The sequence below is a fragment of the Shewanella livingstonensis genome (assembly GCF_003855395.1).
In the GTDB taxonomy this organism is placed as follows: Bacteria; Pseudomonadota; Gammaproteobacteria; order Enterobacterales; family Shewanellaceae; genus Shewanella; species Shewanella livingstonensis.
Map to the genome: position 1 here is coordinate 1,821,711 of NZ_CP034015.1, position 11,413 is coordinate 1,833,123.

An 11,413-nucleotide genomic window follows, 5' to 3' on the forward strand; every position below is an offset into this window, starting at 1 on the left:
GTTTCACTCCGATACAATCACCCGAGACTGAAAACAAGATGTGAGATGTAAAAAATAATATTTACAGCATATTCTATGTTGTTAGTTTAATGTTTTCTTTAACCAGAGTAAGTCGTAATTGAATACGCTGTTGTTCCGCCTAAAAGGTTACATCGTAAATGCTCATCTTCAGCTTGGTTGATAATAATGGTAATAGAGTGTCGTTAGTTGAATTTGGACCAATAGTAACGCGTTGCGATAATTGATAAATTCCTCGCTGAATAGGGTTTATTGAGGTAATTTAGCCGTATCATCGTTTAAGAGTATTGTTTGTTTTAATGTCTGTCATATCTTCATTAACCCAGGTACGTTCGCTTTCTGAACCGCATATTTACTTTGTACGGCTCGATGGTGCGCTTTGCGCTGCTGACTATGCCGCCGGATTAGCCTTAGGGTGGTTAACCGATGACGAGGTCGCTAAGGTGAGCCGTTATAAAAGCGAGTCGGCGCGGAGTAATGGTTTACAAGTTCGTTTAGCGTTGCGAGCGATATTATCATTGCATAATGGGCTAAAGCCCCATGAGTGGCGCTTTAGCTATGGTGACAAAGGGAAACCGGCTCTTAGTAAAGGTTTATTGGCGCAAACTGGGTTGCATTTTAATTTAAGCCATAGCGGCGAGTGGCTGATGATTGGAATAATAATGGGCGGACATGGGCTCAAAGCGGATTATTACTCTGATGCTGATATGTTTTTTGGGGTGGATATTGAGCGAGAGCGCAGCAACACTGATATTGTACCTATCCTCAATCACTACTTTACCCAGGCTGAAACCGACACCTTATTACAATTGCCAGAATCGTTGCAACGGCAACGTTTTTTTGATTTATGGGCGGTTAAAGAATCTTACATAAAAGCGCGTGGGTTAGGGCTAGCATTGTCGCTTAAATCGTTTATGGTCGATTTTAGTCAAGCAAGGTCATCCAATATTGATGTACGTTTATTGAATAATCAACTCATTAATAAGCAGCATGCATCAATAGCGCTATACCAAATGGTTAAACTGCATTTTACTCATACAGAAGATATAGCGACAAAGATGATCTGGCAGACAGCGATGGGGCGACTTGATCCACACTACCGCTTTGCCATCACCTTAGGTTTAGCTAATCAATTACAGGCGACAACGACACAAGTATCCAATCAACTTACCTGTTTCGATACGCCATCGTGTTATCAAATAAGTTTTACAGGCTTACTGTTGCAAACCAAATAAGGATTACCTGCTAGATTTAGGCGTTAATCAGTTACAAAAAAGCCAATCTCAATGAGATTGGCTTTTTTGATCTTAATAACCAGAGTGATAATTACTGTCTTGCTAGACGGTTTGACTCTGGTGGATTTTCAAAATCACTGCGATATGGGTTGATATCTAAGCCGCCGCGACGGGTATAACGCGCGTATACGGTTAGCTTAGTGCACTGGCAGTATTTTTTTAAATCGACAAAGATACGTTCAACGCATTGCTCATGAAATTCATTATGCTGACGGAAAGAGATTAAATAACGCAGCAGTTTTTCACGATCAATCTTAGGGCCTTGATAACGGATCATTACACTGCCCCAGTCGGGCTGTGAGGTGATCAAACAGTTAGACTTTAACAGATTAGAGTTAAGTGTCTCGGCGACATTTTTATCTGGATCAGTACTGTTTATTAAATGATCTGGGTTAAAGGCGTATTCGTCGACCTCGATATCTAATTCGTCGATACATGTACCTGGCAAATCAATGATACGTTCAAGATTAAAGTACTTCGGTTCGATGACTTTTACGGTCAGCTCGCCTTGGGCACAAATGCCTAAATCTTGACTTAAGGTTTCTTGTACGGCTTCTACACTGTCAAACTTAGTTTGGTTAAAACTATTTAAGTACAGTTTAAAAGATTTCGATTCAATCAAGTTGACACTGTTGATATCTAACTGAACTTCCAAAATGGCAACAATAGGCTTGCCTTTTGCATTAAGCCAAGACAACTCATATCCGGTCCAAATATCGGTACCATGAAAGGGCAGTCCGCCACTTAACTCAATAGCATCTCGGTTAAGTTTACGAGGAACCCCTTGCAGCAGTGACGCGTCATACTCAGCTTGATAAGCAGTTGCACGGCCTAATGTTAGGCCTTTTAATGCATCAGCATCACTATAAGGGTCGTGATTGTGTGTCATCTAATCGGTTTCCGTGTCAAAATATGGTTTTATTATAAACTACGAGTGGCTTAAGTGTCTTGTTCATCTGCATTAGATTGCTTCATTAAAAAATATCTTAATTCTTATCAAGATACGCTATCTGAATTTCCGCGCTATTATCCTTTGGGTGAAGCTTCAATATGTATTCAAGGAACGTTTGATGCCAATAGCGATGATGTGGTGTTCTGGCAGCCAGTTAAACGGGATGTTACAGCCAATTTTAGTAATGTAGAGCATGCATTAAATATTCAGTTACACCAAGATATTCATGCATTTTATGGCCAATATTTTTCAGCGCCGTTACCGTTTACTGCATCGTTTGGTTACGGTGAATTAATTCAAGCGTGGAATCAAGCCGACTTTGAAAATTTGCAACAAAATGTAATTGGTCATTTGATCATGAAGCAAAAGCTTAAACAACCCCTGACCTGGTTTATTGGTGTGGTAGGTGATGGCGACGAAATGCTAACCGTAAACAATGATGATGGCAGTGTATGGATAGAAATACCTGGACAGAAACAAAGTAGCCAAATTGCGCCATCTTTAACTGAATTTCTGCAGCAGCTCTCTCCAATGATAACACCACCGGTTAAACCCGTAGAAGAAATAGCTACAGTGACGGAACATCCCGGAATAGGGCAACGGATTAAAACCATGTGGCAACATTTGTCACGTAAAAAGTAACCATGTGAAGTGTTGAAACGCTTTTAGCATTTCAATACTTCGTCTATCTCAGAGCGTGTAACCTCAGCTTGGTATCAAGTCTTTCTCTTTGTTAACCCACCGCACAGTTTATGTATGATTTTATCAACACATGCTTGTTTATCTACAATCCACATACCATAGCTAACGGGCAATACTTCAACGCCAGCCCTTTTAAATAGCTTGTAAGTGGTTAGCTCGAAAAAGTTTGCCCAAGGTCCTGGAAAGCCAATAAGGTCAATCGCAAGGTATTTGTTATCGAAACGGCATAGCAAGTCTATTTCGGTTCCTACCATGGCATATCCTGGCCAAGTTTCTATATGATGACCTTTTAAAGCCTCAATAATTTGTTGTTGGAATGTGTCTATGACAGAGGTAACACTATGCTCAGCATGAAACGCGCTAATTGACCCAATATATTGGCGTAGCAAATTATGCTCGGGTAATAGTGATTCATCAATGGAAAGGTATATTGACTGCTGTTGTCGTGCTCTTGTAATTGTGACATTAAAGACATCGGCTTTATTTAAGTAAGCCGCTGCACGTTTGCTGCGGTTATCAACCGCAAACGAGATAAACATCGTATCTCGTTCTTCTCCTTGAAAACCAAATGGCGTGGCGGCGCGGATATTGTGTTTAATGATATCGGTTTGAGGGATATGCAGCTCAATCAGTTTTGCTATCTGTTCTGCTTGGGCGCTAAACGGTGAGATAATACCAATACTTTGAGCTATTCCAGCTTGCATATCTGTTGTTATTTGCGTTTGAATGTCAGCTAGTATGCGCTGTGCTTCTATTTCATTTACACCTAATGCGTCGCGAGTTCCTGCAACACGATGAAGGTGCAAATGGCCTGAACTAGTACAAGGCCTGTGCTGCATGACTTTTAATTTTGAATGATAAAAAGCTTGATTACTAAAGTGGATGAGTTCGGGTTTACTTCTAAAATGTTCATCAAGAAATGCCAATTCTTGATCGCTGCTTAAGGTTTTTAGAGCTAAATCTAATATCGAATTATCTCGATAACTTATGGCGCCTTGGCTACTGTCAGGTACTTTATGTTTGTCCAATAATTGCACTTGCTTACTTCTGGCTAAAAATGAATAGTGCTTTAGTTGCTTGGTGTCGCCAACAATTAATGCTCGTTTAGCGCGATAAAACGCCGGTAAACAACTGCTGATATTGCATTGTGTCGCTTCATCAATAATCACCAAGTCAAACATTTCACAATTAAGCGGCAATACCTTGTGCAGGCTATTTAAGCTGACTAACCAGATAGGAAAGGCTGCAAACAACTTAGGGTATTCAATTTGCTCAAATAACATTAATTGTTTACTGGATGTTAGACTACGAATAGCTTGGTTGAATGCTTGTAACGATTTTAGGTGTTGATTGACTAATGTTTTTAAGTTGTTCTTTTTAAGCGCATTAAGGTAGTTAGATGCAAGTGTTTCACGCTCAATGGTGTGTTGGTTGATAGCCTCTAATGCACTCCATTGATGTTGCCATTGGTTTATCGACCGTTGAGTAAAAAACAGATAAGCGCGTGTTAACCACTTTGACTGTTGTAATTCTAGTTTATGTAACCGCAAACCTCGGCCAATGGCCTTTTGACTAAAAGCTATAAAGCGATGTTCTAATTTAATTAGCAACTGGTTTTGCTGATTAATGTCATCTTCACTGGCGTTGGGGCTGTTATCTAAATCACTCGCGAAATAGCCCGCTAATAAATCAGCGGTATAGTTTTTTAATTGCTTTAAAAATGTCTTCTGTCCAGCCTTAATAGAAATATCGCCTAAGTTGAAATTACTCGCCAATTTGTCTGCAATAACGTCAAGTGCAACTTCATTGTTAGCCACAATTAACACCGACTGTCCGCGCGCCATGTGCTCAGCTGCAACGGCGGCTATAGTGTAACTTTTGCCTGTACCGGGTGGCCCTGAAACACAGCCTAAACTGGCGTTAGCAGCGATAGCGATCACTTTTTTTTGTCGGCTAGATAATAGACCTGGTAAAAAGTCGTACTTGAGCTTTGGCGGCCACGAGTATTCGTTAGGTTTTGCTATGCTGTGGTTAAAAAGCTTAGCAATTGAAGCTGATAGCTCATTGGCATTGATGATATTGTCTAACTCATGAAGTACGCCGCGACTGCTTGTTGAGCGTTCAACAAAAATCAGCATAGAAATAGGTAATAAGCTGGGAGTCTTTTTTGTCAGCGCTTTTTTTATGTCACCAGATTGAGCTAGCTTTGGGTATTGAAGTAATTCTAACGAGCTTATTTCAATATGGTTATGGTTAAAGTATGAGGTCCAAAACGATGGTGATTGGGTATCTTCAGAAAAGAGCTGTTCAGATAATTCATTATCTTCTGGAAGCAATTGTTGTAGGAGGGCTTCATTGATTTCTGGTGTTTGATCTTGTACACAAAAATAGAAATTACCCTTATCCTGCTCAATCGTTGCCTCGTTAAAGAGTAAAGGCGATATTATCGTTTTAAGTTCGCCTTTTATACTGACTTTTCCTACAAACAAGAATCGTGCATACAGCAATACCCGTTCCCGTTGATAAATAGCTACCCGTTTAAGCATTGGGGCAGCAAATTCTTCAGGGATCGGTAAACGCGGTAAAAAGCCTGTGCCTAGTTCATCTTGGCCTTTAAGAATTAAACGGTCTTCTTGCTTAAGCTTGTTGACGTTCCAAAGGTTAATTGAGGCACTGTCTTCTTTGTAGCAATCTCGGTAGTAAGAAATTATCTGTTGGTAGCTCAATGAAGTAATTCCATTTATTGATGATCCCAGGATATGTTAGACACGATACGACAAGGCTCGCAGCGAAAGTGGAACATGTCTAACAAAGGCTGTTCAAGTTTCCAATCAAGTGAGCCACAACGTGGACAAGGGCGGGCTAACTCTGTTTGTAATGACTCGCCACCGACGCGATAAAGATAATAATAAGTTGGTATTTGAGTTAAAAACTCAATTCTGCCACGTAAATCCCAACCGCGCCTAAATAGGTCGCTGTCTACCTGAGTGATTTCATCCAGCGCAGCAAATTCAGCTTTGGTGGCAGCAGCCATTTGTAATTCATCACAAGCTTGCCATTCTGTTTGCCATTTTATGATGCGTTTATGATCACCATTGAATGTGGCGGGTAATTGATACAAAGGGATTGGTAACAGGTTATCGCCATTACGCAGCGGTGAGCACATGTGAACATAGCTGGTATATAACAACTGCCATGATGGTGTATCGGTGCTGCTGACCTCTGAGTTAATATCTTGGCCGATGAGTTTTTCTCTAGGGGCTAATAGTTTGGCTGTGGTTAAGCCGGCTAATGTTACTTTTACCCACGGGCTATGATAACGATTTGCTAGACTGGTTTTTTCGGGTAATAACAAGCGAACTCTAAATTCACCGTCATTAAAGGCTATTGCGAACTCTCTACCTAAAATTTGTCCATTTGCCCTTAGGGCTTCAAGAAAAGCGTTTATGGCTTTTTCTACTATCTCAATAGTCGTATCGGCAAAGCATTCAAAACGTAGTTCGGTGACAAACATCTATTGGTCTGCCTTATTGCTGTTGCTTTGAGCTGCATCATTTTGTAATTGATTTTCTAGTTGTGTCACTCGCTGCGTTAGCTGAGTAATGTGTTGCTGCAAACTAATGACATGTTGGATTACATTAGCAAGATCTGGTTTATTATCAGCAGATTTATCAGCTGTAGCAGGAATGTCTGTTAATTCAGGTAAATGTTGCCACTCAGATTTAGGCAACGCCTTAAATTGTTGCAAACCTTGAATTAGTATAGGCATTGGTATGCTATTGCCTAAACGACTTTTTATCAGCGCTAAGCTGGGGGTATGCCCATTGTTAGCAATGGATTTAGCGGCTGCAAGCACTTGTTCAATAGGGCTCATTATTGGTGGCATTCCTTAATTTTCTAGTGCGAGATTAACTGATTTTTGTTGAGTTAAAATATAAAGCTATATAAATCAGTATATTATTATGTGGCACAATTTTGGCTTAATGTATCTGTAAATACAATGCGGATTATACTTTACCAAAAAGGATGCAACATGAAATTAAAACTTATTGCAGCAGGATTAATTGGCGCGACATCATTAGGCTTGAGTGGTTGTGTTATCAGTGTTGGTGATCATAAATCGGCTAAAATACTGACTATTGGCAAGTTAAACAAGATAAAAACCGTGACGTGTTAAGCACACTGACTATGGGTATGAGTCGTGAACAAGTGACTCTCCTGATGGGCTCTACCGATTTCAATGAGGCTTATATTAAGCCGACTCAAAACCATGCTTAACAGTCTATTAATATATTGTTTTATGGAACCCGATGGGCTATAGGAAAGGGTAAAATAACTAAAAATGAATGCACGTCAATTGTGTTTCAAATGACGTCTTAGCGGTCTGGGGTGATACTGCCTATAAACGAATATAATTGTTTATAGGCGTTATCATCAAATTATTTACAGACTCTAACCAGCCAATTATATTTTAGCTCGCATCATTACGTCCAATTGGTCAATCACTTCTGACCATTGGGCGTCTTCTAGCAATGCCTCTTTTAAAAATGCTTTTTGGCCTGAGTTCCAGCAATCGGCATCAACTATTAATGTGTGCTTATCAAGTTTATTTTGTTTAACAAAGTCATCGATACCCTGTTGATTATCTGCTAAACCTAATTGCTTAAATAAGTGACTTAAATCATTTGATGTAGTGTCCATTTGACGCATTCCTTATGATTGTATGGTAAACAAATTTAGTATCCGTGTTGAGGTGATAAATTGCAAACAACTGCCTCTCATCACCGCGAATAGGCAAAATGCGTAAACAAAACTTGTGCAATGCTGCAAACTTGTTAAGTTAGTTTTAATCTAGAGAGTCAGTAAACAAGGAATAATAATGGATAATAACACCTTGGAAACATTACGAGCAGTGTATTTAACGGCAGAAGACTTACGGGTTGCTGCCTCTATTCTTTATAATGCTTATCATGATGATCCCTATTTTATAGATGTGCTTGGCCAAGATGATAATCAACAATATGAGCAAAAACTTCGTGCAGCTATTCGTGAAGAGTTAAATGAGTTATGGCAACAAGAACAACCTTTAATTGGTCTCTTTGATGGTGATCGTTTAATTGGTGTTGCGTGTGTTATTACTCAGCAAGTGCCTTTGGGGGAAGGGCGTTATTGGCATTGGCGTTTCAAAATGATGTTGGGTACAGGATGGAAATCAACTCAAGGATTTATGCAAAAAGAAACCTGCATTGTCGAAAATCTGCCTTCTCAAAAATGCGGTGTTTTACAATTTATTGCTTTGTCACCTAATGAGCAGCAAAAAGGTTATGGTGCTAAGTTAATTCAGGCAGTATTGGGTTGGTGTGATGAACAGCCTGGACTCGATGGGCTAGGGGTGTTTGTGAGTAATCCTTCACATCATCAGGCATTCGTAAAACAAGGATTTACCAGTATTGCTAATGTCAGTATCGGTAATGTTGATGGTGACATTTTATTTTACAGCAAGGCATAACCTCGCACTAAAATAATTTAGTAGTAACCAATCATATTATTAGCGGGTTATTAATAAAGGAGTGATTGATGGAACCTAAACGTTATTCTTCATTTGCAGAGTTTTATCCATTTTATTTGTCGCAGCATCAAGATCCAGTTTGTCGAAGATTGCATTACATTGGCAGTAGTATCATTTTGGTGATTATTATTAATACGCTAATTAATCAACATTGGTGGCAACTATTGTGGTTGCCAGTAGTGGGTTATGGCTTTGCATGGTTAGGACATTTTATATTTGAAAAAAACAGGCCGGCCACATTCACTTATCCGCTTTACAGCTTATGGGCCGATTGGGTTATGTTTGGCCAGATGATATCGCGTCTATGGCGAAAATAAATCCAATAGTAATAACTTGCTCATACATTTGTAAGCCATATCCTACAAGCATGTAAGGGATCCTATCTTAAGTTGTCAGCGTTTAACATTAAAAGTTATATTTAATTAATTAAAATCATGGGTTTATATTTTTTTGATCGTTTATCGATCTGTGACGTACGAATTTCATCGCTAATGAGTGACTTTTCATATGGCTTAATTTGTCTAGAATGTAGTTATCGAAAGCGAGTTATGTGTTGGTTTTCTTAGGATGAGAAATAAGACGAATAATGCTTAAGAATTTCAAGGATGATACTCGGACACGCTCACGGAATGGGCATAAGCTCGGCAAATGGATAGCCGAATCAAGGATGGGTGAAAGCAGTAATACTGTTAACACAAGGATAAAGGGATAGGACTGCAGGACGCAGCATGGACGATTCAACGGATTGAATAGATTTACTGCTCAGCCAAAGGATAGGCTGTTCAAAGGAATGACACTCATGAGTTTGTTTGTATTATACAAATAGACAAGGAAATGAGAATAGGGAAAAGGACTGCAGGAAGCATGTTTACATGGATGGTGCAGGGAGCCAACTTTCAGCCGGATTGCTGACAAAAGTGTTAACGGGCACAACCTTATAACTTAAGGTTGTGCCTTTTTTGCTTTCTGATAATTAATTAGTTTGCTGTGAGGCGCGTGTAAAGAGTCTGCAAATAAAAGCCTGAGCCTGTCAATAAAGCCTATAAATAATGATGTGTCTGCTACGATAATAAATGCTTAACTCTGTGATCACTTTTTAAGTGTCATGCTTAAAATGATTCAGGTGGTCATTAAAGATTATTGTTTGCTTAATTCGCTTTACCATTAATGATAAATTGCAGGCATAAAATCTTATGCACTATTCAAGCGGTACTCCGCACTCCTCTTTGTTACTAATTATACATAAATTCAATTGCATACAGTGGTTTTTTGTGAGGTGCCTGTTTTATTAAACAGGCACCTGTAAGACTAATGTTGTTGCTATTTTAATACCGCTTATCGGTTTTAAGGTATTAATTAACAGCCAAGTTGATATTAATCAGTGAATTGTTCGGTAAATGACGAGTAAATTATGTGACAATGAACCTAAGCTATTTTAGTGTTGACACTAATCTGATGTATGCTTTGTGCTTGGATCGATAATCGGCTTGGTGTTATTGGGTTGTTTAACGGCCATAGCTAATGAGTTCGCATGAAAAAGGATCGATTGAATGTGGTTACAGCGAGAATTGACACTTAATCCTCAACGGCGAGGGTTTCATTTAATTACTGATGAAGTGATAGCACAGTTGCCAGAACTGAGATCCTTAAATGTTGGATTATTACATGTGTTTATTCAACATACTTCGGCATCATTAACCATAAATGAAAATGCTGATCCCACTGTTCGTGGCGACATGGAGCGGCATTTTAATGTGCTAGCACCAGAAGGTGCGCCATATTTTCAGCATACCTACGAAGGTGAAGACGATATGCCTGCTCATATTAAGTCGACGTTGATAGGTGTTAGTCAGAGTATTCCTATTACCAATGGACGCGTAAACCTGGGTCTTTGGCAAGGTTTATATTTATGCGAACATCGCGATCATGCTTCGGCGCGTACTATTATTGCTACGTTGCAAGGTGAATGATTTAAAAAGGTTAAATTGCAATACTAAGGTAACAGAACTGCGTGTTTCATATACATCTTTGACGATCAATCATGACTTTGCTTGTGTCAGTAAATGTAAAGATGCTAAATTCACCCACATAAGTGAGATGAGATGAATATGGCGTTTTACACTGAGAAGTGTTGGCGCATAAATGTTTGATATATAAAAACGGCCCTAAAATTCAAAAATGAATTACGCATAATAATAGGTGGGTTAACGTGATATCTGTATATTTGGTTGACGACCATGAACTCGTGAGAACGGGGATTCGTCGCATTTTAGAAGATGAACGCGGTATTAAAGTCATCGGGGAAGCGCCTGATGGAGAAACAGCCGTACAGTGGTCTCGACAGAATGAAGCTGATGTTATTTTAATGGACATGAATATGCCTGGCATGGGCGGCTTAGAAGCTACTCGTAAGATTTTACGTTACCAGCCAGATGCAAAAATTATTGTGTTAACCGTACAAACTGAAGATCCATTTCCGACTAAAGTGATGCAGGCTGGGGCCTCTGGTTATTTAACTAAAGGTTCAACATCTCCTGAGGTATTGCGTGCTATTACCCAGGTGGCTCGTGGTCAGCGTTATTTATCGCCGGAAATTGCCCAGCAAATGGCACTTAGTCAATTTAACCACTCTGACGAGAACCCATTTAGCAGTTTGTCTGAACGTGAATTGCAAATCATGATGATGATAACCAATGGTGAGAAGGTTAACGATATTTCTGAAAAATTAAATTTAAGCCCGAAAACCGTCAATAGCTATCGTTATCGGTTATTTGCTAAGCTTGGGATCGGCGGCGACGTTGAGTTAACCCGTTTAGCTATCCGATACAAAATGCTTGATACAGGTTCATTTTAGTCAGGAATAGTGCATTCCTCGCA

Annotated in this window: 12 protein-coding genes and 1 pseudogene; 8 read left to right on the forward strand and 5 right to left on the reverse strand. The window is 39.5% G+C overall.

Annotation, left to right across the window (positions count from 1 at the left end):
* The first annotated feature begins 317 nt into the window (after positions 1-317).
* Positions 318-1,253 (forward strand): 4'-phosphopantetheinyl transferase family protein, encoded by a 936-nt coding sequence (locus EGC82_RS07875; protein ID WP_124730274.1) that lies wholly within the window; start codon positions 318-320, stop codon positions 1,251-1,253.
* 91 nt (positions 1,254-1,344) lie between these two features.
* Here EGC82_RS07875 and queF read toward each other — a convergent pair whose 3' ends face one another.
* Positions 1,345-2,202: an NADPH-dependent 7-cyano-7-deazaguanine reductase QueF gene (gene queF / locus EGC82_RS07880; RefSeq protein ID WP_124730275.1), complete on the reverse strand. Its 858-nt coding sequence runs from the start codon at positions 2,200-2,202 to the stop codon at positions 1,345-1,347.
* Positions 2,203-2,256: 54 nt separating this feature from the next.
* Between queF and syd the strand changes: the two genes are divergently transcribed.
* The gene (syd, locus tag EGC82_RS07885; RefSeq protein ID WP_124730276.1) at positions 2,257-2,907 is read left to right on the forward strand and encodes a SecY-interacting protein; all 651 of its coding nucleotides are present in this window, start codon (positions 2,257-2,259) and stop codon (positions 2,905-2,907) included.
* 74 nt (positions 2,908-2,981) lie between these two features.
* Here the strand turns inward: syd and EGC82_RS07890 are convergent, their stop codons facing one another.
* The 3 genes from EGC82_RS07890 to EGC82_RS07900 are packed head-to-tail and all read right to left on the reverse strand — an operon-like array spanning position 2,982 to position 6,841.
* Positions 2,982-5,693 carry a DEAD/DEAH box helicase gene (locus EGC82_RS07890; protein ID WP_124730277.1) on the reverse strand — a complete coding sequence of 904 codons (2,712 nt, stop codon included), beginning with the start codon at positions 5,691-5,693 and terminating at the stop codon, positions 2,982-2,984.
* Between the two features lie 14 nt (positions 5,694-5,707).
* Positions 5,708-6,481 (reverse strand): Zn-ribbon-containing protein, encoded by a 774-nt coding sequence (locus tag EGC82_RS07895; RefSeq protein ID WP_124730278.1) that lies wholly within the window; start codon positions 6,479-6,481, stop codon positions 5,708-5,710.
* Entirely contained in the window at positions 6,482-6,841 is a 360-nt protein-coding gene (locus EGC82_RS07900; RefSeq protein WP_124730279.1) for a hypothetical protein, read from the reverse strand. It lies immediately after the preceding gene.
* A 159-nt stretch (positions 6,842-7,000) separates the two neighbouring features.
* On the opposite strand from EGC82_RS07900, the gene EGC82_RS21505 reads away from it, so the two are divergent.
* Both EGC82_RS21505 and EGC82_RS21510 read left to right on the forward strand, forming a co-directional pair.
* Positions 7,001-7,144 (forward strand): hypothetical protein, encoded by a 144-nt coding sequence (locus EGC82_RS21505; protein ID WP_244212557.1) that lies wholly within the window; start codon positions 7,001-7,003, stop codon positions 7,142-7,144.
* Between the two features lie 17 nt (positions 7,145-7,161).
* Positions 7,162-7,347: pseudogene (locus EGC82_RS21510) on the forward strand (DUF3192 domain-containing protein).
* An 84-nt stretch (positions 7,348-7,431) separates the two neighbouring features.
* Here the strand turns inward: EGC82_RS21510 and EGC82_RS07910 are convergent.
* Entirely contained in the window at positions 7,432-7,668 is a 237-nt protein-coding gene (locus tag EGC82_RS07910; RefSeq protein ID WP_124730280.1) for a DUF2789 domain-containing protein, read from the reverse strand.
* A gap of 178 nt (positions 7,669-7,846) precedes the next feature.
* Between EGC82_RS07910 and EGC82_RS07915 the strand changes: the two genes are divergently transcribed.
* The 4 genes from EGC82_RS07915 (at position 7,847) to uvrY (ending at position 11,390) form a co-directional block, all read left to right on the forward strand.
* A complete protein-coding gene (locus EGC82_RS07915; RefSeq protein ID WP_124730281.1) occupies positions 7,847-8,476 on the forward strand; it encodes a GNAT family N-acetyltransferase in 630 nt (209 codons plus the stop codon).
* 68 nt (positions 8,477-8,544) lie between these two features.
* Positions 8,545-8,853, forward strand: coding sequence for an Mpo1-like protein (locus tag EGC82_RS07920; protein ID WP_124730282.1), 309 nt, complete (start codon positions 8,545-8,547; stop codon positions 8,851-8,853).
* A 1,233-nt stretch (positions 8,854-10,086) separates the two neighbouring features.
* Positions 10,087-10,506, forward strand: coding sequence for a secondary thiamine-phosphate synthase enzyme YjbQ (locus EGC82_RS07925; protein WP_124730283.1), 420 nt, complete (start codon positions 10,087-10,089; stop codon positions 10,504-10,506).
* A gap of 239 nt (positions 10,507-10,745) precedes the next feature.
* A complete protein-coding gene (gene uvrY, locus EGC82_RS07930) occupies positions 10,746-11,390 on the forward strand; it encodes a UvrY/SirA/GacA family response regulator transcription factor (protein ID WP_011638098.1) in 645 nt (214 codons plus the stop codon).
* Positions 11,391-11,413: the final 23 nt, after the last annotated feature.

Bases quoted from the DNA above. Each gene is read 5' to 3' on its own strand.
- EGC82_RS07875 (WP_124730274.1), top strand. From the start codon at position 318: ATGTCTGTCATATCTTCATTAACCCAGGTACGTTCGCTTTCTGAACCG.
- queF (WP_124730275.1), bottom strand. From the start codon at position 2,202: ATGACACACAATCACGACCCTTATAGTGATGCTGATGCATTAAAAGGC.
- EGC82_RS07895 (WP_124730278.1), bottom strand. From the start codon at position 6,481: ATGTTTGTCACCGAACTACGTTTTGAATGCTTTGCCGATACGACTATT.
- EGC82_RS07900 (WP_124730279.1), bottom strand. From the start codon at position 6,841: ATGAGCCCTATTGAACAAGTGCTTGCAGCCGCTAAATCCATTGCTAAC.
- EGC82_RS21505 (WP_244212557.1), top strand. From the start codon at position 7,001: ATGAAATTAAAACTTATTGCAGCAGGATTAATTGGCGCGACATCATTA.
- EGC82_RS07910 (WP_124730280.1), bottom strand. From the start codon at position 7,668: ATGGACACTACATCAAATGATTTAAGTCACTTATTTAAGCAATTAGGT.
- EGC82_RS07915 (WP_124730281.1), top strand. From the start codon at position 7,847: ATGGATAATAACACCTTGGAAACATTACGAGCAGTGTATTTAACGGCA.
- EGC82_RS07920 (WP_124730282.1), top strand. From the start codon at position 8,545: ATGGAACCTAAACGTTATTCTTCATTTGCAGAGTTTTATCCATTTTAT.
- EGC82_RS07925 (WP_124730283.1), top strand. From the start codon at position 10,087: ATGTGGTTACAGCGAGAATTGACACTTAATCCTCAACGGCGAGGGTTT.